Genomic DNA, 20064 nt, shown 5'->3' with positions numbered 1-20064 from the left:
TAGTCATCTCCGCAGCCGTTTGCCTAATCCAAATTGTGTTTTAGCAGTCAATGCGCTGTCATAAAAAAAACCACCCGAAGGTGGTTTTTCAATTCATCAAGGTTTGATAAAGAATTATTGAATCGCGTAAATGCTGATTTCTACACGACGGTTTTGTTCACGGCCTTCTGCAGTTGCGTTTGATGCAATCGGATTCGCTGAACCGTGACCTTGCGCATTAATACGTGCAGTTGAAATACCACGTGAAGCCATGTAGCTTGCTACAGATTGAGCACGCGCTTGCGACAGTGGAATATTGATAGAATCATTACCCGTGCTGTCTGTATAACCTGTTACCAGAATACCACTTTTGTTATCTTCCGCCAGCGTCTGGGCAACTTTGTCTAAAGTTGCATAGAAGTTAGGTTTAATATTTGCTTTATTTGTATCGAAAGTAATATTACCCGGCATGATCAGGCCAACAGAACCATCCGGATTACGGCCAACTTCTACACCCGTTCCAGCCATTTGCTGACGCAATTTTTTCTCTTTGCTGTCAAGATAAACACCCGCTGCACCACCAACAACTGCACCAATTGCAGCCGCACGGTTGTTTTGACGGCTGGTGTTTGCGTTACCTTTAGACACACCATAGCCCGCTGCAGCACCGATAAGCGTACCTAGAGCAGCTTTATCATACTCAACGCCACCAATATTATTACCTGTAGATTGACAGCCTGTCAGCGCTACCGCCCCTGCCACAACTGCTGAAATTACTAGTGCACGCATCGCATGCCTCCTTGTTTGTCTTTGTCGTATAAATCAGATAATGATTTAAAAATAATGGGATAACCATTTATTTTTTGTTAATAATAAACTTTTTAGCAACTTTTTGTAATGTTCATATGTAACTGTAACAACAAGTTTCACCACAGTTTCTTCATAGTTTAAGATCTGGCCTTTTCTATTTCCTCAACTCCTACTATATTGTTCAAAATATAATGAAATTTAAATGATTCATCTCTGGAACTGTTTGTATATGTCATCGAATAGCAAGCAAAAAATGACTTTAAAAAAACTGGCACGCGGCCTGACTGTCACTTCAGTTATGACTGGAAGCACTTTCTTTCATGGTCCTCCGGTACTGGCACTAGGTCTGACCAAATTATTCAAAAAATCATCCAAAGTGGATGAAACCAATATCAAGATCACCAACAGCTGGCTGGCGGTCAATAACTGGCTGATTGACCATGTCCTGAAAAATACCGACTGGCAGATCACGATTGATGAGTCTCTGGACCTGAATATGCAGGGGCGCTACCTGATGACCTGCAACCACCAAAGCTGGGTCGATACCACCGTCAACCAGTATTTTGGCCTGACCCGGATGCCACTTACCCGCTTCTTTACAAAATGGGAACTTATTTTTATCCCATTTGTTGGCCAAGCGTTTAAAATCCTTGGGTTCCCGATGATGAAAAGGCACAGTAAAGAACAGATTGCCAAAAACCCGGCCCTGAAATATCGCGATATTGAAGAAGCGCGTCAGGCCTGCGAGCAATTGATCAGTCAGCCCTTTACCTTGCTGAATTATCTGGAAGGCACGCGTTTCACCCATGAAAAGCATGAGCAGCAAAAATCACCTTATCGGCATTTGCTCAAACCCAAGGCCGGTGGACTGGCGTTGGCCCTGAATATTTTAGGTGACAAGATTGATGCCCTGGTGGATATGACGATTGTCTATCCGGACGGTGTGCCAGGTTATGGCGAATTCTGGCTGGGTGAAGTACCGCGCATTGCCGTGGATTTGAGAAAAATTGACATTCCGGATTGGGTGCTGGGCGGTAATTACGAGGATGATGCCGAATATCGTGCCCGTTTCCAGCAATGGGTCGACCAGATTTGGTCCGAAAAGGATCAACGAATTGAACAAATGCAGCAAGCACTTGTAGCAGCTTCTGCCTGAGAGATTATGAAGAACGACAAAGCGGACACTGTGTCCAGCTCATTTAAGTTTATCCGCAAGGGCTCTTGGGGCTGGAAAATTGCACTGCTCTACGACATCTTCATGATGGCGCTGATCATGATCAATCTGTTCTGTCTCAGTGCCAATGCAATTTTAGTAAGTGATTTTGGTCAATGGCTGTTTGATTTTGCTCAGGTACCTGAAATCTTACAGTTTTATAAAAGTGAATTACGGCCTTGGGTTATTATTACTGAAGGCTGGTTTACCACTTTTTTGATCATTGAGCTTCTGGCACGCTGGCTCATTGCAAGCCTATTAAATCATCATCGCCGCTGGTGGTTTTTCCCTTTTGTGCACTGGTACGAAGTTCTGGCAATTATTCCGCAATTACGTTTCCTGCGTCTGTTACGGGCTGTGACCATCGGCTATAACCTGCACAAGCATGGCTATAAAGTGATTCCTGATTCCTGGTACAAGCGTGGTCATTTCTACTACAGCCTGCTGATGGAGGAGCTTTCCAGCCGGGTAGTGTTAACCGTACTGGATGGTATCCAGCGGGAAGTCACCACCAGCACCTCGCATAAACAATTAATTGATGAGCTAATTGAACAGCACCGTAAATTACTGGCTGTTGCACTGGCTGATATTTTGCAGGAGTCTCTGGGAAGAGAATTACAGGCCCAACGTTTAGGCATTGCCAAAAATGTGGGCCAGATCGTGAATCAGGCCATTGAAGATACGCCTGAACTCACCCAGCTCCTTCGGCTGATCCCCATTGTTGGCGGTCGGATTGAACAGCAAATTCAAAGCATTGGACAACGTCTTGGAGAAAATATTACTCAGGGGCTGATTGATCCCTTTACATATCGTGATGGTTCACAGGACAATCCGACTTTTGCCCTGATTTCCGATAAAATCAGCCAGATTCAGATTGAACACAGTCCTCATATTGATAAATTGGTCGAATCGGCTGTTTTTGAAACAATTGAAACGATCCGCAAACAGGTCAAGATTAAGCAATGGCAACAGCTCCTGGAAGAATATGAGCAAAATCAGCAGTCAATCAGTTAATGAGTTTTTATTTATAGAATTCATGAAAATTGGCGTCTACTGTTCGTCTAAAAAAATAACGTGGATCGCTAGAGAATTACTCAAATTTGTTCTAGGATTTGTACTATTTACAACATTGCTTCGATATAAACCAGCAGGTCAGAAGTATTAAGGAAGAACTATGGCTGACATACGGATAAAAGGCAGAATGGTCAATGCGCTGCGCATTAGCTTGGACACAAATGATCATAATGCCATCCGCCAGCAACTTACACCCAAATTACAGGCTGCATTTCCACCGGGTACTTTGGCAGTTATTGAAAGTTCAGTCGACCAGGAACTCATTGCCCTGATCCAATTGCTGATTGATCTGGAAGTCCAGCCAATGGCTGTGACGGAAGGTATTTTAGGCGATCAGGCTCGCGCCATTCAGTTTCCGGTGCTCCCCCCTGATCGCCAACTGCAAGAGATTAAAGCCAGCAAGGAGCAGGTGGTTGAGGTAAAACCTGAAGCAGCCGATGACCAGCAGGCAGATTCAGCACCCGTCATTGCCCATGTGACGTCTTATCATGATGAAATCTTGCGCACCGGCCAATGTATTGTGCAGCATCAAGGTGACATTATTATCACTGCCGGAATCAACAGCGGTTCAGAAGTGATTGCATCAGGCAATATTCATATCTATGGTAGTGCGCGTGGCCGGGTAATTGCAGGTGCAGGTGGCAATCATGCAGCACGTATTTTCTGTCATGCACTTGAAGCAGAGCTGGTTTCGATTGCAGGAACCTATTGTGTGGCCGATGACATTCCAGCACATGTATTGAAAAAATCTGTGCATATTTATTTGAATGATCAACAAGAGCTTGTATTTGAGGCTCTACAATTTTAATGTATAAATAAACACCAAATAACCCCCATTTTTTATAGGGGATTTGAACCATAACAGGAGTGGATTCGGTGGCGAAAATTGTTGTCGTAACATCAGGCAAAGGTGGTGTAGGTAAAACTACAACAAGTGCATCTTTTGCAACAGGTTTAGCCCTACGTGGCCACAAAACTGTGGTAATCGATTTTGATGTAGGCTTGCGTAACCTAGATTTGATTATGGGCTGTGAACGCCGTGTGGTATATGATTTTGTAAATGTTTTGAATAACGAAGCACGACTACAACAAGCACTGATTCGCGATAAAGATATTGAAAATTTATATATTTTACCGGCTTCACAAACACGTGATAAAGATGCCCTGACTGACGAAGGTGTTCAGCGTGTTATGGATGAGCTGTCACAGGAATTTGATTATATTATCTGTGATTCCCCGGCAGGTATTGAGCGTGGTGCGATTCTGGCCATGTATCATGCAGATGAAGCCATCATTGTGACAAATCCTGAGATTTCATCAGTACGTGACTCTGACCGTATCATTGGCATGCTCGACAGTAAAACTAAAAAAGTAGAACAAAACGAAGGTCGTATCCGTAAGCATCTATGTATTACCCGTTTCAACCCGGAACGTGCTGATAAACAGGAAATGCTGACGATTGATGACATCTCAAAAGATATTTTACGTGTACCAACCTTAGGCGTGATTCCTGAGTGCCCAAGCGTATTACAAGCGTCTAACGAAGGTAAACCTGTGATTCACTTCACTGAGTCTGCTGCAGGTCAGGCTTATGATGATCTGGTTGCTCGCTTCCTCGGTGAAGAGCGTCCTTACCGTCATATTGAGGTAAAACCGAAGGGCTGGTTAGCACGATTATTTGGAGCGTAAACATGGCAGGATTCTGGAGTAAACTTTTTAGTAGCGAGGAAAAAGCCCCAAGCGCACAGACTGCCAAGGATCGTTTAAAGGTGATCGTGGCATCTGAACAGGGTCTAGGACGCCGTTTAAGTCAGGACAAAATTGACCAGATGAAAACGGAAATCATGCAGGTAGTCAATCGCTACGTCCGTGGCGTGGATGAGAATCATATTCAAATGCAGGTTCGCTCTGAGGCCAATATTGAAATGCTTGAAATGAATATCAATTTACCTGAAGAGCGATAATCTGATTTTTGATTGGTCAAGCAAATTGATTCAAGGCAGAATATGCGGCAGGCAGAAAAATATGGCTTTTCCCTGCCTTCAATATTTTGCCTTTTTCATGCCGAAGAATTAAATCGAGGAGATTGCGATGGCATTATCTCAACCTGCGACCTTTAACGAAGAATGGTCAGATGAGCGTGTATTTGCCTACCTGAATCAGCTTCCTCCTGCGGGTGTTCATGCAGATTTTCATGTGCTTTATCATGCCTTCAAACATATGCGCCCTTTGGACTATGAGCGCTTGTTGACCAAGTTTGTCGCTGATGGTCGTGATATTAATGCCACGAATCCTGAAGGTCAGCGTATTCATGATGTGATTGCAACTTTTCCGCGTCAAAGCGCCGAATTTCTGGCAGTCTTAGAAAAATTTGCCTGATGTGAATAATAAATAAAAAAGCCTGCTTTAAAGCAGGCTTTTTTTATGTACTTGAGCATTTCAGATTTACACCAGAATCTCACGCTTACCATTGGCACCCATAGAGCTGACAATGCCATTTTCCTCCATCTGGTCAATAATGCGGGCAGCACGGTTATAACCCAAACTAAATTTGCGCTGCAAGGAAGAGGTGGAAGCTTTACGGGTTTCCAGTACAAAGGCTACACACTGGTCATATAGGGCATCCCGATCAGAACCACCTTCGCCTCCATCTTCAAAGCCACGGCTGGATGGTTCTTCATCATAAGGCGTCAGAATTTCATCCACATAGTTCGGTGCACCCCGTTCACGCCAGGCATCACAGATCCGGTTCACCTCATCATCAGCAATAAAGGCACCATGCACACGCTCCGGCTCGATTTTACCGGGACCAAGAAACAGCATATCACCATGACCAAGTAAATCTTCTGCACCACCTGCATCCAGAATGGTACGTGAGTCAATCTTGGAGTTCACCCGTAACGCAACCCGGGTTGGAATGTTGGCCTTAATCAGACCAGTAATAACATCCACCGATGGACGCTGGGTAGCCAACAACAGGTGAATACCGGCAGCACGGGATTTCTGCGCCAGTCGTGTGATCATTTCTTCGGCTTTTTTACCGACCTGCATGATCATATCTGCGAATTCATCTGCGACAATCACAATTGAAGGCAATGGCATTAAGCGCGGTGCGCGCTCTCCTGCGACCGATTCACTGGCTTTCCAGGTTGGGTCAAATAGCTCTTCACCATTGGCAATTGCTTCTTCGACCTTGCGGTTATAGTCACTCAGCTTACGGATTTTCAGGAAAGACATCAGTTTGTAACGGCGTTCCATCTCATTAACACACCAGTTCAATGCACTCACCGCATCTTTCATATCCGTCACCACTGGCGTTAATAGATGGGGAATATCATTATAGTTGGCCAGTTCCAGCTGCTTCGGATCAATCAGAATCAGGCGTAACTGGTCAGGCGTATATTTGAGCAGCATCGATAGAATCATCGAGTTCACTGCTACCGATTTACCTGAACCGGTCGTACCTGCGACCAGCATATGCGGTGCTTTCCCTAGATCGGCAATCACCGGATTGCCAGAAATATCCTTGCCCATTGCCATCGAAAGAATGCTGTTCGGATCTGTAAAGGCAGGAATGGTCAAAAGCTCAATTAAACGTACCATTTCACGGGTACTGTTCGGTACTTCAATGCCGATATACGGCTTGCCCGGAATGACTTCGACCACACGTACGGAGGCCATGGACATCGAACGTGCCAGATCACGGGAAATATTCGTGACTTTAGAGGCTTTCACGCCCGGAGCAAGATCCAGCTCAAAACGGGTGACGACTGGGCCTGGCTGAGCCTCCACCACTTTGGCCTTGACATTAAATTCCTGTAGCTTGATTTCCAGTAACTCGGATAAACGCGACAACTGTTCTTCGGTAAAATTCACTTTCTTGTTAGGGTCGACCTCATCCAGCAAATCCAGACCCGGCAAAGGTGATAAATCTTTACGGCGTTCGGCCACATGCATGGCGCGTGACATCGGACGGCCGGCAGCATCGGTCAGAGGTGCATCAAAGTCAAATTCGTCTTCATCTTGCGGCTTTCCAGCAGTTTCCTGCCAAGCATCGATAAACTCTTCCTTAGACAATGCCTCATGCACTGCAGCATTTGTTGCCGCAGAGCTGACTACGGACTCTGCACGTTGAATCGGTGCCTGCACAAAGGCAGAAGATTGTGCATAGCTGGATGCACGTACTGGTTTGGGTTCATCTTCTGCAACCAGCAAATCATCCAGATCATCAAAATCCACGTCCAGCGCAGTATTTTCAACGCGACGGGCACCGCTGATTGATGTAGCTACAGGTGCAGCGGTGCCCGGTGTATTCTCAACCACTCTTAACGTTTTATTGCTACTTGCTGCCGTAAACGGGCTATGTACATCGCTTGCTGTTTTCCCTTGAGGCACAGCAGCCAGCAATTCATCAAAAATCGCGTTATCATCCCAGTCCAGCCCTGTTTTATGAGGATGCGCCGGGCTTGGCTGTCCAGAAGCAGAAGCATGCGGGGCTTCAAACGCGGGCTGATGTTGCTCTTCTTCTGCCGCTTTAAGCAAGGCATCAATATCCTGCGCATGGCGCTGGTCTTCATTTGAATTCAAGGCACGCCACACCTCCCCTGTTGCGACCACACGGTCGGAATGCTGGGGAACTGGTATTGCAACATCATGTTCTGGCTGCAGTACCGGCGCTTCAGCTTGAACTTCTTCTGTCTGTATCTGCTGCGCTTCTTTATGTGCAAAATCATCAAATAAACGTTCCGCCACCTGATCACGCACCACAGGATCAACGTCAACCAGTTTATGTTCCGGTGCAGCAGTCACAGGCACGCTGACTTTCTGGGCAGCAGTTTTGGTAGCTTCTTTTTTGATGACCGGCGCTGTACGGTCAAAGTCTGACATGCCTTCTGGCACATTGCGATAAAAGAGATCCTGCAAATAGGCAGGCGTTGCTTTCAGACTGCTCCAGGTCTTGTTCCACTTCACGCCAAAAGCCAGCGTAAATAGCACCACCCAAAGCACCAGCAGGAAGAATGTAGCACCATAAACAGTGAGCAACTGCTCAAGGCTCTGACCCAGTTCGTAGCCGATAATTCCGCCTGAAGAGTTATCCAGTGTATCCGCAGGAACTTGCCAGAATAGAAACAGCAGCGCAGAACTGGTCAATAACAGGAAGAACTGGGCAGCATAGCGGAATGGACGATTCAGGAAGCTGTGCGGCCACCAGACCTGTATTGCCTCCACAAACAGATAGACAGGGAGCAGCAAACTGGCCCAGCCGAGAAAGCCGAATAACAGATCTGAAATCCAGGCTCCAGCAACGCCACTTGCATTGGAAACGGTCTGCGTATCGCTAGAGATATGCATCCATCCCGGATCAAATGGCGTATAGGTCACTGTTGCAAGAAACAGATAAATCCCAAATGAGACTAAAAATAATGTCATTACTAAGCGCTGTGCATAGGCACTCGACACCGCTGTCATATACTGTCCTGTAACCAATTCTTCATGAATATTCTTTTGCTTCTATGCTTGAAAAAAAGCTTCGCAATAAAATGTATATTATGCACCTGTTCTGTGAAAAAAGATGCATTATTGTGTAGCTCTTCTTTATAGCGCGATATAGCCCCAATCGATTTCACTGATCAACAATATCGACTTTAATCTCACACAACTTTTATACAGTTTCACGTATAATTCAATAAATTTCTAAATAAAAAAAGGATACGGCTGATGAGCGCACGTCACTCACGACTGATTATTTTAGGTTCTGGCCCTGCAGGTTATAGCGCAGCTGTCTACGCAGCGCGTGCTAATTTAAAGCCGACCTTAATCGCAGGACTGCAACTTGGCGGCCAACTGACCACTACGACTGAAGTCGATAACTGGCCTGGGGATCCTGAAGGCCTGACAGGTCCAGCATTAATGGAACGTATGCAAGCCCATGCAGAACGTTTTGGGACCGAAATTGTCTATGATCATATTAATGAAGTCGATCTGAGTCAGCGTCCATTTGTTCTCAAAGGTGATATGGAAGAGTTCACCTGTGATGCACTGATCATCTGTACAGGTGCAACAGCACAATATTTAGGTCTGGAATCAGAAGCAGCCTTTATGGGTCAGGGTGTAAGCGCCTGCGCGACCTGTGATGGTTTCTTCTATAAAAACCAGAAAGTGATGGTAGTCGGTGGAGGAAATACTGCGGTTGAAGAAGCCCTGTATCTTTCCAATATTGCTTCACATGTCACGCTGGTACACCGCCGTGACAGCCTACGTGCAGAAAAAATCCTCCAATCGCAACTTTTTGAAAAAGAGAAAGAAGGCAAGATCAGCATTATCTGGAATCATCAGGTCGATGAAGTTCTAGGTGATGCGCAATCTGGTGTGACCTCAGTTCGTCTTAAATCAACCCAAGATGATTCTACTCAAAACGTTGATGTGACGGGTATGTTTGTAGCGATTGGTCATAAGCCCAATAGCACCATGTTTGAAGGCCAATTAGAGCTTCGTGATGGTTATATTCAGGTACAAAGCGGTACTGCTGGAAATGCGACCCAGACTTCGGTTCCAGGTGTATTTGCAGCAGGTGATATTGCAGACAGCGTTTATCGTCAGGCAATCACGTCTGCGGGTTCAGGCTGTATGGCGGCCCTCGATGCAGAAAAATATCTCGATGCGATGGGCAAACTAGCCTAACCCATGAGAAAATCAAAAGCCGTCCATCTTGGGCGGCTTTTTTATGTATGATAAAAATAGACTATTTTAAAATCAGGTGTTTGCATGCATTACCTTATACCTTCACAGTTTGTTTTTCCCGATCCGGTAGAAGTTGATCCTGAAGGCGAAGGCCTGATCTGTATTGGTGCTGATCTCTCCCCTGCTACCTTATATGAAGCCTATAGTCATGGCTTATTTCCTTGGTTTTCTGAAGGCGATCCAATTTGCTGGTGGAGCCCGGAACCGCGCTGCATTATTCGTCCGCAGGATTATCACCCGAGTAAATCCCTGATTCGTAGCATGAAAAAAAAGGATTATCGGATTAGCATCAATCAGGCCTTTGAAAAAGTCATTCGGGCCTGCGCTTTACCACGCAGCTATGCCAATGAGACCTGGATCAGTGAAGACATTATTCAAGGCTATTGTCAGATGTTTACCGCCGGCTATGCTTATAGTATTGAAGTCTGGGATGAGACACAGTTGGTTGGCGGCTTATATGGCGTGACCATCGGTCAAGGCTGTTTTGGGGAATCTATGTTTAGTACCCAAACCGATGTATCGAAAATGGCTTTTTACACCCTGATGCTGATCGGACAGGAAAACCAGCTGCCTTGGATCGACTGCCAACTGGTCAACGATCATCTGCTAAGCTTGGGTGCCTGTACAATTTCTCGCCAGACATACCTTAAATCGTTACAAGATGTAATCAAACAGCCAGCAGTCAATTGGAAAAGCTATCAGGAAGGTGTATTTTCAAGTAAAACAATAGCGCAGAACGCGCGCTTAATCGAATGAAAATAAACAGAGGGTACTTGCCATGAACTCTTATCACCCTAAGTCCCTACTGAACGATTTACAGTATTATATTACGCCGCCACACGATTGCAGCTATTTACCAAATAAATCAGCACGCATGGTTTTTCTCGATCCTTCGCACCGCATTGACGTCCTGACCTTGTCTGAACTCTCGCGTACCGGCTTCCGTCGCAGTGGTGATTTTGTTTATCGGCCCGAATGCCATCTATGCCGTCAATGTTTGTCTTGTCGCGTTCCTGTGCATGAATTCGAGATGAATAGTTCTCAAAAAAAGGCCTGGAAACGTAATCAAGATCTGAGCATGCGAATTACCAGCCCCGATCAGGCCAGCGATCTCCACTATGCTTTATACGAACGCTACATTCATGAGCGCCATGCTGATGGCGACATGTATCCACCAAGTCGAGACCAGTTTGAAAAGTTTCTGCTGCAAAGCTGCGCAGAGAGCTTCTTTCTGGAACTATGGCAAGGTGAACACCTGATCGCGGTATCCGCCTGTGATCTGCTGGATGATGGAATTTCAGCAGTGTATACCTTCTTTGATCCCGATGAAAACCGCCGCTCTCTCGGTGTATTTGCTATTCTGAAACAAATTGAACATGCAAAAAAAATCGGATTGCGATTTATTTATCTGGGCTATTGGGTGCCACATTCTTATAAAATGAATTATAAGTCCCGTTATCTGCCTTTAGAGTTGCTGATTGATGGGCAATGGCGTCGCCTGAATCGCCCATTAAGTGCTACAGAAATCGAACACTTGGGAAACTCCTTGATGACGACTTTGCCCAGCGGATGGAATCATCAGATCATTAAATAGTATCTTTTTTGCTGTTATGATTTAAATAGACTGGCAAAGTCATCCGTACAGGCTTTGACCATGATAATTGCATGCTCACGTGTGCCATCTGGATTTGGGTAATAATTTTTTCTTAAATCAATCTGATGAAAACCAGACTTTTCATACAGCTTGATGGCAGCGACATTACGCTCACGAACTTCTAAAAAAATCTGTACCGGATTATTTTTCAGCAAAGCAATCGACTGGTCTAATAACTCAAAACCCAGGCCTTTGCCCTGCTGTGCAGGATCAATTGCCATCAACAGCAGATTGGCTTCATCCACAACCGGCTGCAAAATACAAAAGCCTACCACTTGTCCTGCCTGCTCAATCACAGTACTTTGATAGGCCCTGACTGCTTCTTTGAATTGATTGAAAGTCCAAGGGTGCGACTGAACCAGACTTTCGATCTGGCTAACGCGCTCCAGATCAGCAACTTGCATTAAACGAATCATCTTCGTTCATCTTATATAAAATCAACCTCCGCATTATAGAAACTTTATTTAAAAAATCGAGTAAAAAAAAGAGCGATCTCAATCGCTCTTCAGCTTTTCACTCTATAAACCGAGTTTCTGCTTCCAACTACTCAGTAAACTCCGGCTATCCAGGTCATTAGGATGAAATCCCGGTTTAAAATACATCAGCATTTCTTTGGTCATACCCGCAATAATTCCTTTGGATGGGCTATAACCAAAAATATAAATATCTTTCAATGCCGATATATTCAGATGCTGATCTTCTTTTAATAAGCGCAAGATAAAATAGCTATGTACAAAAAATAAAGTCACCATCGCAGCCACTAAGGAACTGGTACGCAATAGATAGGATTTAGAACCTTTACCAAAAACACCCTCGAATACATCATAGGCCACGGCCTTATGCTCATTTTCCTCAATCGCATGCCACAGCCACATGGTTTTCATGGTCTCATCTTTCATCAGCTCCTGAATATGCTCATTACTCAGCAACTGGGAGGCAATTGTTGCAGTAAAATGCTCAAGAGCCGTAGTTGCGGTCAGATCAACCATTTCCTGACTAATCCCAAATGGCTTACCAAGTACAGCAAAAAACTTACGTACTGTTTGAATCACCCGGTCTGTCTGACGATCAAGCGCATCAACATCATGACCATAACGCTGAGCCGACGCATTAAACCCGACATGCTCTTGAGTATGCATGGCTTCTTGACCAATAAAAGCAGAAATTTCTTTTTGGAGGGCTTCATTGTCTTTAATGGCGGGATGCTGGCGTACAGCACGAACCGAATCAATAAAAAATTTTTCACCTGCTGGAAATAATGCCGAGAGTGCTGTCATAAAGTGGGTCAGACCTGCCGAACCACTCATCCAATATTCTGGGACCTGTTCAAACTCAAAATTCATCTGGCGTACTGGAAAGCTTGCACCAGCCCGATTGGTAATTTTTACTTTAGCGTTCATGCCCTTCTCCATTCAAGTGCTTTTAGACCTGAAAATATAATCTTGGAATTCTTAGATTTATCTTACTGCGTGGAATTTTTCTCATAAGTGCAGTTAAGGTCAGTAAAATATCACTTAAGGACAGCTTTTTAATAAACTGTCAGACAATTTAAGCTGGAGATTAAGGCTGAATTTTATGAATATAAAGATAAAAAAAGCGCTCCACAGGAGCGCTTTTTTGACACAATCAGTGATTATGCAGTTACTTTAGCAACTACACCAGCACCTACTGTACGACCACCTTCACGGATCGCAAAACGCAGACCTGGGTCCATTGCGATTGGGTGGATCAGTTCTACTGACATCTCAACGTTGTCGCCAGGCATAACCATTTCCACACCTTCTTTCAACTGGATCGCACCAGTTACGTCAGTTGTACGGAAATAGAACTGTGGACGGTAACCGTTCAGGAATGGAGTGTGACGACCACCTTCTTCTTTAGAAAGTACGTATACTTCCGCATCGAATTTAGTGTGTGGCTTGATTGAACCTGGTTTAGCCAATACTTGACCACGTTGTACGTCTTCACGCTTAGTACCACGAAGAAGAACACCACAGTTCTCGCCCGCACGACCTTCGTCTAGAAGCTTACGGAACATCTCAACACCAGTTACAGTTGTTTTAACGGTGTCTTTGATACCTACGATTTCAACTTCTTCACCAACGCGTACAACACCAGTCTCAACACGACCAGTTACTACTGTACCACGACCAGAAATAGAGAATACGTCTTCAATTGGCATCAAGAATGCTTGATCGATTGCACGTACTGGCTCTGGGATGTAAGTATCAAGCGCTTCAACAAGTGCAACTACAGCATCTTCGCCGTACTGGCCAGATTCACCGTTCAGTGCAGCAAGAGCAGAACCACGGATTACCGGAGTGTCGTCACCCGGGAAGTCGTATGTAGAAAGAAGTTCACGAACTTCCATTTCTACCAGTTCGATCAGCTCTTCGTCATCAACGATGTCACATTTGTTCAGGAATACGATGATGTATGGAACACCAACCTGACGAGAAAGCAGGATGTGTTCACGAGTTTGTGGCATAGGGCCATCAGTCGCTGAACATACCAGGATCGCGCCATCCATTTGAGCCGCACCAGTAATCATGTTTTTAACATAGTCGGCGTGACCTGGGCAGTCGACGTGAGCGTAGTGACGAGTTGGAGAATCGTATTCTACGTGTGAAGTATTAATAGTAATACCACGTGCTTTTTCTTCTGGTGCAGAGTCAATTGCAGCGTAGTCACGAGCTTCACCACCGAATTTCTTCGCACATACAGTTGCAATCGCAGCTGTTAAAGTTGTTTTACCATGGTCAACGTGACCGATTGTGCCCACGTTAACGTGTGGCTTATTACGTTCAAACTTAGCCTTAGCCATGAGATCTTCCTTTTTGAATTACTCATGCAGGATCGCTGCATGAGCACTTGGTTTTTAACTATAAATTAGTTTGGGCTTATAGTAATCCAAAGATTACTCGTCGTCACCTTTTTTACCGCCAGACTGGAATTTAGCAATAATGCCTTCCGCCACGTTACGTGGAGTTTCAGCATATTTAGAAAATTCCATAGAGTAAGTCGCACGACCTTGAGACATAGAGCGCATTTGAGTTGCGTAACCAAACATCTCAGCCAGTGGAACTTCAGCGCGAATGGCTTTAGTACCGCCAGGCAGATCGTCCATACCTTGAACCATACCACGACGACGGTTAAGGTCACCCATGATATCGCCCATATAGTCTTCTGGCGTTTCTACTTCAACTTTCATGATTGGCTCAAGAAGGATAGGATCCGCTTTCATGAAACCATCACGGAAGGCATAAGAACCTGCCATTTTGAACGACAATTCGTCAGAGTCGACATCGTGGTAAGAACCGTCGAACAATGTCGCTTTGATGCCAACTACTGGATAACCAGCAAGGACACCATTCTTCATACGTTCTTGGATACCTTTATCAACCGCACCGAAGAACTCTTTAGGTACTACACCACCTACAACTTCTTCAGCGAATTCGTAATCTTTACCAGCATCTTCAGCAAGCGGTTCTAAACGTACGTATACGTGACCGAATTTACCTTTACCACCAGTTTGACGTACGAATTTACCTTCTTGTTCAACCGATTTTTTGATCGTTTCACGGTAAGAAACCATTGGTTTACCAATGTTTGCTTCCACACCGAATTCACGCTTCATACGGTCAACAATAATGTCCAAGTGAAGCTCACCCATACCAGCAATAATGGTTTGGCCAGATTCTTCATCAGTACGTACACGAAATGATGGATCTTCTTTTGCCAAACGGCCTAAAGCAACAGACATTTTTTCTTGGTCAGCTTTAGTTTTAGGCTCAACTGCAAGTGCAATTACTGGCTCTGGGAATTCCATACGCTCAAGTGTAATCACTGCATTTTCATCACACAGCGTATCACCAGTCGTTGTATCTTTAAGACCTACACACGCTGCGATATCGCCTGCACGAATTTCTTCGATATCCTGACGATCGTTTGCGTGCATCTGTACGATACGGCCTACACGTTCACGCTTCATTTTCACCGGGTTATAACACGGGCTACCCGCTTTTAGAACACCAGAGTAAACACGTACGAAGGTTAAGTTACCTACGAATTTGTCGTTCATGATTTTGAACGCAAGCGCAGAGAACGGTGCATCATCAGACGCTTCACGAGACGCTTCAGTTTCGTCTTTGTCGTTAAGGATACCCTTAATCGCTGCAACGTCAGTCGGTGCTGGCAAGAATTCAATCACCGCGTCCAACATACGTTGAACACCTTTGTTTTTGAATGCTGAACCACACATTGCCGGTTGAATTTCACAAGCTAATGTACGAGTACGTAAACCTGCAACGATGTCTTCTTTAGAAAGATCACCTTCTTCCAGGTATTTATCCATGAGTTCTTCTGATGCTTCAGCAGCAGCTTCAACCATGTTAGTACGCCACTCTTCAGCAGTCGCCTGAAGTTCAGCAGGAATCTCGCCGTATTCAAACTTCATACCTTGAGAAGCTTCATCCCAGATGATTGACTTCATTTCAATCAAGTCAACAACACCAGTGAAGTTTTCTTCTGCGCCCACTGGAACAACGACTGGTACTGGATTCGCACCAAGACGAGTTTTCATTTGCTCGATAACGCGGAAAAAGTTCGCGCCAGTACGGTCCATCTTGTTGATAAATGCAAGACGTGGAACGCCATATTTGTTTGCTTGACGCCATACAGTTTCAGACTGAGGCTGTACACCACCTACAGCACAGTAAACCATACACGCACCGTCAAGAACACGCATAGAACGCTCAACTTCAATCGTGAAGTCAACGTGTCCCGGGGTGTCAATTACGTTAATACGGTGTTGGTCGAACTGGTTAGCCATACCTTTCCAGAAGCATGTTACAGCTGCTGAGGTAATGGTAATACCACGTTCTTGCTCTTGTTCCATCCAGTCAGTCGTTGCTGAACCTTCGTGAGTTTCACCTAGTTTGTGGCTCTCACCTGTATAGAACAAAATACGTTCAGAGGTAGTTGTTTTACCTGCGTCGATGTGCGCAGAAATACCAATGTTACGGTAACGAGAAATTGGGGTTTGACGTGCCATGATTTCTAGCATTCCTAAATTTTGTTGTTTAAAACAGGACGCTTTAAGCTGCTAGCAACTTAAAGCGCTTTGATGACAATTGCGTGAAAGCAGTGTTGCCATCTTCCTGATTAGGGCCTGTTTTATGTGCTTAGAAACGGTAGTGAGAGAAGGCTTTGTTGGCTTCAGCCATACGATGCACATCTTCACGTTTTTTAACCGCTGCGCCTTTGCCTTCAGATGCATCAAGCAACTCGCCAGCAAGACGTAAAGCCATAGTTTTTTCAGAACGCTTAGCAGCAGCATCTACCAACCAACGCATCGCTAGAGCAGTACGACGGGATGGGCGTACTTCCATAGGAACTTGATAAGTAGCACCACCAACACGGCGTGCTTTTACTTCGACCATAGGACGAACTTTTTCAAGCGTAGCTTCAAAAAACTCAACCGGGTCTACTTTAGATTTTTCTTGAACGCGTTCTAAAGCACCGTAAACGATACTTTCAGCAATAGATTTTTTACCATCTTGCATTACGTGGTTCATGAATTTAGCGATTGTTTGGCTGCTGAACTTAGGATCCGGAAGGATTTCACGAGCAGCAACTACGCGACGTCTTGGCATTTTAAACTACCTATATATATGACACTTCAGGTTAATCCAGCAGTAGCACAAAGTGTCATGTGCATTCGCTGGCCTTACTACACGTCGCTTGAATTTTCACAAAATTAAATGAAGAAATCAGACAAGCGAGACGATAAAGGATTACGGTTCTACAGTCTTAGAAAATTGTTCTTAAACAATTATTTCTTAGGACGTTTAGTACCGTATTTAGAGCGAGACTGGTTACGATCTTTAACACCAGCACAGTCTAAAGAACCACGAACGGTATGGTAACGTACACCTGGTAAATCTTTAACACGACCACCACGGATCAGAACAACACTGTGCTCTTGTAGGTTATGGCCTTCACCACCGATGTAGCTAGAAACTTCAAAACCTGAAGTTAAGCGAACACGGCAAACTTTACGCATTGCTGAGTTAGGTTTTTTAGGTGTAGTTGTGTAAACACGTGTACAAACACCACGGCGTTGTGGACAAGCCTTTAACGCAGGAACTTTAGATTTTTCAACTAAAGTCGTACGACCCTTGCGGATCAACTGATTTGTTGTTGCCATGTGGCAATTCTCCCGTTAATAAAAAGCCCCAAAAAACTACTACTTTTTGAGGGCATGCAATTGTAAGTCAAGATGGAAAATCGGTCAATATATCTGTGCCAGACAAAGTCCGATAAGTTCAAGACTTACACTATTCATTACAGCATCATTTACTGCTTGTTTTTTGATTTTTTAGCGGTATTTTTTGTAACATCTTCAGCTTTCTCGGTAGCTTGCGGCTGCTCAGCCTCCACTGCCTGATCCTTCTGTTCCGCCGCATTGATATTTTCTGCTGTAGTAACAGTTTCAATACTTTCAGTATTTTCTGATGGCAGGCCCAACTCTTCGTCCAAGGCGGCATCCGCATCAAAAGCATCTTTAGGAATTGCAGGCTGCTGCATGTGTTTATCTGCTACCGGCTCAACCAATTGATCTGTTAGTTTATCCAGCCCTTCTCTGACTTTTTCATCTTCTTTCACTTCAGCATCTTCAGGACTCAAATCCTGTTGTTGTTTTTTAACCAGCTTCACCTGAGTGATATGATCATTTCCTTCAAGCGTAATTTCTTTATCTAAAACTGGCTTGTCTGGGGCAGGAGTAACCTCCTCCGCATCATTTTTTTCCAGTAATTTCGGTGCAGCCTGCTCTAACAGACTCATCGCTTTTTCATAAGCTGAATATGGCGATAAACTGGTATCCTGATGCTGTAACAGATACTGACGCGCATGCGAGAAAACGTCCTGAGCTTTTTGATTCACATCATCCACAAAACGATGGCTATATACTGCACCAATTCCCGCACCAGCCAGTGGAGTCAGCCTGGTTAACTGCTCTAGAATAGAAAACTTCGACATATGGTTCATCCAGTCCCATTTCATGCTGCCATCTTCTTTACTGAGCCATTTTTTCAGAGCCTCGATATCATTATCCGAGCCCAGCATGTTCTGTAATTGAGAAAGATCATGAGTTTTAAGGGTATTGCTGATGGCTTTCAGACCAAGCAGCAAGGTCTGTTTTTCTGCAATCAGGCTGAGATCAATCTGTTTAAAAATATGCTGGACGATTTCTTGATCATCTTCTTTACTCAGGTCAAAACCATAAGAACGGCCAACCTGATAAATGGTACGTAAAGCCAGTAATAACGACGCGGGAATATCAATTGCCGTTCCCACGACACCTGTGGTACCAGTCACTGCACCCTGTAGCGTGGCAATCCATTTATTCTGTTCGCCAAAAGCCTGAGAAAGACGCTTTGAGCGGTCTATGTCCTGAGTCAGCTCTTCCAGCTCTCGTGCACCTGCTTCATCCAGAATGGCATCAACTGAACTCATCTGGTTACTGAAATGATTTAAATGGTCAAAGAAATAATCCGATACTTTTTCAGTAAGCTGCGGAGAAACAAAATGTGCCACGTTATTGACGGTATTAAAGCGACGGCCCAATAACTGACGGGAAACATTCGGGAGATGCTCACGCAACATCTGCTTTGGATTTTCATATTTTTTTGCTGTAAACGGACTTTTCACTTTGGCTGAACCCTCAATTATAGAATTATTATTTAAAACTTTACCGACTTTAGTAACCGAATCAGGTGCGACATGATGTAACAGATCCAATCCTGTTGAGCTGAACTTTTTCGCCACTCCAAACGCATTCGAAATCAGACCATTAGATGATTTATTATTAGCATTTCCCATTTTCCACCTCAGCATGCACGTGCTTGTATTTGGTATAAATACTAGGTGTAGTCAGCATTTATCTCAACCTTATTCTGTTTCATTTGGTAAAAGCCCCACTCAACACTTTATGAACTCAATTCACTGTCACACGGCATAACATTTGCCATAAGATTTCAAAAACCTTTCTGCTATGATGTTCACCATCGTGAAACAGGTGTCAGCGCCATATTTCGCTGTTTTTACAAGGCCAAATATCTCCCTCTGACCCAGAGATAAACTATAAGGATCTGTAGATGAAACGTGTTGTCATCACTGGTATGGGTATTAACTCGTGCATCGGTAATACATTAGAGGATGTAAACCATTCTTTACAAAACGGGATTTCAGGAACACGTTTTAACCCGACTTATGCCGAACTGAATTTTAAAAGCCATGTCAGTGCAGCTGCTGAACAGGATTTCGATGGAATCGACCGTAAACTGAAACGCTTTATGGGTGTCTGTGCCATGTATGCTTATAACACGGCTATCGCAGCAGTTGAACATGCAGGCTTAAAACAGGAAGACCTGGCCAATAATCCGCGTTATGGTATTGCAGGCTAACACAGCCTCATCTGATTGGGTTATTGCTCCTGTGGGTTTGTTTTGATCGCATTGAATATTTTCACTCTAGAAAAAACGCGCTCAACAAAATAAAAAAAGAGGCTTAAGCCTCTTTTCATGTCACT

The 20064-nt window shown here is 44.5% G+C and carries 18 protein-coding genes and 1 pseudogene; 10 read left to right on the top strand and 9 right to left on the bottom strand.

The annotated features are described in order from the left end of the window. Positions 1–114: 114 nt before the first annotated feature. Positions 115–768, bottom strand: a complete 654-nt coding sequence (locus tag E2K52_RS03435; protein ID WP_151203720.1) for an OmpA family protein — start codon at positions 766–768, stop codon at positions 115–117. A gap of 250 nt (positions 769–1018) precedes the next feature. Between E2K52_RS03435 and E2K52_RS03430 the strand changes: the two genes are divergently transcribed. From E2K52_RS03430 to E2K52_RS03405, 6 genes are all read left to right on the top strand, one after another. Beyond that, a complete protein-coding gene (locus E2K52_RS03430) occupies positions 1019–1945 on the top strand; it encodes an acyltransferase (protein WP_151203718.1) in 927 nt (308 codons plus the stop codon). 6 nt (positions 1946–1951) lie between these two features. Continuing rightward, on the top strand, positions 1952–3016 hold the full coding sequence (locus E2K52_RS03425) for a preprotein translocase subunit SecA (protein ID WP_151203716.1): 1065 nt from the start codon (positions 1952–1954) through the stop codon (positions 3014–3016). A 160-nt stretch (positions 3017–3176) separates the two neighbouring features. Next, on the top strand, positions 3177–3884 hold the full coding sequence (gene minC, locus E2K52_RS03420; protein ID WP_151203714.1) for a septum site-determining protein MinC: 708 nt from the start codon (positions 3177–3179) through the stop codon (positions 3882–3884). Between the two features lie 68 nt (positions 3885–3952). Beyond that, on the top strand, positions 3953–4765 hold the full coding sequence (gene minD / locus E2K52_RS03415) for a septum site-determining protein MinD (RefSeq protein ID WP_151203712.1): 813 nt from the start codon (positions 3953–3955) through the stop codon (positions 4763–4765). Positions 4766–4767: 2 nt separating this feature from the next. Next, the gene (gene minE / locus E2K52_RS03410; RefSeq protein ID WP_151203710.1) at positions 4768–5040 is read left to right on the top strand and encodes a cell division topological specificity factor MinE; all 273 of its coding nucleotides are present in this window, start codon (positions 4768–4770) and stop codon (positions 5038–5040) included. Positions 5041–5167: 127 nt separating this feature from the next. After that, positions 5168–5455: a PA4642 family protein gene (locus E2K52_RS03405; RefSeq protein ID WP_151203708.1), complete on the top strand. Its 288-nt coding sequence runs from the start codon at positions 5168–5170 to the stop codon at positions 5453–5455. A 66-nt stretch (positions 5456–5521) separates the two neighbouring features. Here E2K52_RS03405 and E2K52_RS03400 read toward each other — a convergent pair whose 3' ends face one another. Next, complete coding sequence (locus E2K52_RS03400; protein WP_151203706.1) at positions 5522–8545, bottom strand: DNA translocase FtsK; 3024 nt, start codon at positions 8543–8545, stop codon at positions 5522–5524. Between the two features lie 249 nt (positions 8546–8794). Between E2K52_RS03400 and trxB the strand changes: the two genes are divergently transcribed. From trxB to E2K52_RS03385, 3 genes are all read left to right on the top strand, one after another. Then, positions 8795–9757, top strand: coding sequence for a thioredoxin-disulfide reductase (trxB, locus tag E2K52_RS03395; RefSeq protein WP_151203704.1), 963 nt, complete (start codon positions 8795–8797; stop codon positions 9755–9757). Between the two features lie 84 nt (positions 9758–9841). After that, complete coding sequence (gene aat / locus E2K52_RS03390; RefSeq protein WP_151203702.1) at positions 9842–10573, top strand: leucyl/phenylalanyl-tRNA--protein transferase; 732 nt, start codon at positions 9842–9844, stop codon at positions 10571–10573. A 22-nt stretch (positions 10574–10595) separates the two neighbouring features. After that, positions 10596–11411, top strand: a complete 816-nt coding sequence (locus E2K52_RS03385) for an arginyltransferase (protein ID WP_151203700.1) — start codon at positions 10596–10598, stop codon at positions 11409–11411. Between the two features lie 14 nt (positions 11412–11425). Here the strand turns inward: E2K52_RS03385 and rimI are convergent, their stop codons facing one another. The 7 genes from rimI to E2K52_RS03350 all read right to left on the bottom strand — a co-directional run bounded on the left by rimI (position 11426) and on the right by E2K52_RS03350 (position 19355). After that, positions 11426–11887 (bottom strand): ribosomal protein S18-alanine N-acetyltransferase, encoded by a 462-nt coding sequence (gene rimI, locus E2K52_RS03380; protein ID WP_151203698.1) that lies wholly within the window; start codon positions 11885–11887, stop codon positions 11426–11428. A gap of 102 nt (positions 11888–11989) precedes the next feature. Continuing rightward, a complete protein-coding gene (locus tag E2K52_RS03375; protein ID WP_151203696.1) occupies positions 11990–12871 on the bottom strand; it encodes a metal-dependent hydrolase in 882 nt (293 codons plus the stop codon). Positions 12872–13104: 233 nt separating this feature from the next. Continuing rightward, positions 13105–14295, bottom strand: a complete 1191-nt coding sequence (gene tuf / locus E2K52_RS03370) for an elongation factor Tu (protein WP_151203694.1) — start codon at positions 14293–14295, stop codon at positions 13105–13107. A 93-nt stretch (positions 14296–14388) separates the two neighbouring features. Beyond that, complete coding sequence (gene fusA / locus E2K52_RS03365; RefSeq protein WP_151203691.1) at positions 14389–16524, bottom strand: elongation factor G; 2136 nt, start codon at positions 16522–16524, stop codon at positions 14389–14391. Positions 16525–16654: 130 nt separating this feature from the next. Then, positions 16655–17125: a 30S ribosomal protein S7 gene (rpsG, locus tag E2K52_RS03360; RefSeq protein WP_151203689.1), complete on the bottom strand. Its 471-nt coding sequence runs from the start codon at positions 17123–17125 to the stop codon at positions 16655–16657. Between the two features lie 179 nt (positions 17126–17304). Beyond that, positions 17305–17679, bottom strand: a complete 375-nt coding sequence (rpsL, locus tag E2K52_RS03355) for a 30S ribosomal protein S12 (RefSeq protein ID WP_002050319.1) — start codon at positions 17677–17679, stop codon at positions 17305–17307. A gap of 149 nt (positions 17680–17828) precedes the next feature. Next, entirely contained in the window at positions 17829–19355 is a 1527-nt protein-coding gene (locus tag E2K52_RS03350) for an EcsC family protein (RefSeq protein WP_151203687.1), read from the bottom strand. Between the two features lie 275 nt (positions 19356–19630). Here E2K52_RS03350 and E2K52_RS03345 point away from each other — a divergent pair. Continuing rightward, positions 19631–19936: pseudogene (locus E2K52_RS03345) on the top strand (beta-ketoacyl synthase N-terminal-like domain-containing protein); the annotation flags it as partial. Positions 19937–20064 lie beyond the last annotated feature (128 nt).

The sequence above is a fragment of the Acinetobacter sp. RF14B genome (genome assembly GCF_006864105.1).
In the GTDB taxonomy this organism is placed as follows: domain Bacteria; phylum Pseudomonadota; class Gammaproteobacteria; order Pseudomonadales; family Moraxellaceae; genus Acinetobacter; species Acinetobacter lwoffii_C.
Note: the sequence above shows the minus strand (reverse complement) of the source record. Positions and strands in the feature narration are given on the sequence as shown.

What these genes read in the sequence shown, in the direction of transcription:
- rpsL (WP_002050319.1), bottom strand. Translation starts at nt 17,679, where the DNA reads ATGGCAACAACAAATCAGTTGATCCGCAAGGGTCGTACGACTTTAGTT.
- tuf (WP_151203694.1), bottom strand. Translation starts at nt 14,295, where the DNA reads ATGGCTAAGGCTAAGTTTGAACGTAATAAGCCACACGTTAACGTGGGC.
- minE (WP_151203710.1), top strand. Translation starts at nt 4,768, where the DNA reads ATGGCAGGATTCTGGAGTAAACTTTTTAGTAGCGAGGAAAAAGCCCCA.
- E2K52_RS03400 (WP_151203706.1), bottom strand. Translation starts at nt 8,545, where the DNA reads ATGACAGCGGTGTCGAGTGCCTATGCACAGCGCTTAGTAATGACATTA.
- minC (WP_151203714.1), top strand. Translation starts at nt 3,177, where the DNA reads ATGGCTGACATACGGATAAAAGGCAGAATGGTCAATGCGCTGCGCATT.
- aat (WP_151203702.1), top strand. Translation starts at nt 9,842, where the DNA reads ATGCATTACCTTATACCTTCACAGTTTGTTTTTCCCGATCCGGTAGAA.
- E2K52_RS03425 (WP_151203716.1), top strand. Translation starts at nt 1,952, where the DNA reads ATGAAGAACGACAAAGCGGACACTGTGTCCAGCTCATTTAAGTTTATC.
- E2K52_RS03375 (WP_151203696.1), bottom strand. Translation starts at nt 12,871, where the DNA reads ATGAACGCTAAAGTAAAAATTACCAATCGGGCTGGTGCAAGCTTTCCA.
- E2K52_RS03385 (WP_151203700.1), top strand. Translation starts at nt 10,596, where the DNA reads ATGAACTCTTATCACCCTAAGTCCCTACTGAACGATTTACAGTATTAT.
- rpsG (WP_151203689.1), bottom strand. Translation starts at nt 17,125, where the DNA reads ATGCCAAGACGTCGCGTAGTTGCTGCTCGTGAAATCCTTCCGGATCCT.
- E2K52_RS03435 (WP_151203720.1), bottom strand. Translation starts at nt 768, where the DNA reads ATGCGTGCACTAGTAATTTCAGCAGTTGTGGCAGGGGCGGTAGCGCTG.
- E2K52_RS03430 (WP_151203718.1), top strand. Translation starts at nt 1,019, where the DNA reads ATGTCATCGAATAGCAAGCAAAAAATGACTTTAAAAAAACTGGCACGC.
- E2K52_RS03405 (WP_151203708.1), top strand. Translation starts at nt 5,168, where the DNA reads ATGGCATTATCTCAACCTGCGACCTTTAACGAAGAATGGTCAGATGAG.
- trxB (WP_151203704.1), top strand. Translation starts at nt 8,795, where the DNA reads ATGAGCGCACGTCACTCACGACTGATTATTTTAGGTTCTGGCCCTGCA.
- fusA (WP_151203691.1), bottom strand. Translation starts at nt 16,524, where the DNA reads ATGGCACGTCAAACCCCAATTTCTCGTTACCGTAACATTGGTATTTCT.
- E2K52_RS03350 (WP_151203687.1), bottom strand. Translation starts at nt 19,355, where the DNA reads ATGGGAAATGCTAATAATAAATCATCTAATGGTCTGATTTCGAATGCG.
- rimI (WP_151203698.1), bottom strand. Translation starts at nt 11,887, where the DNA reads ATGATTCGTTTAATGCAAGTTGCTGATCTGGAGCGCGTTAGCCAGATC.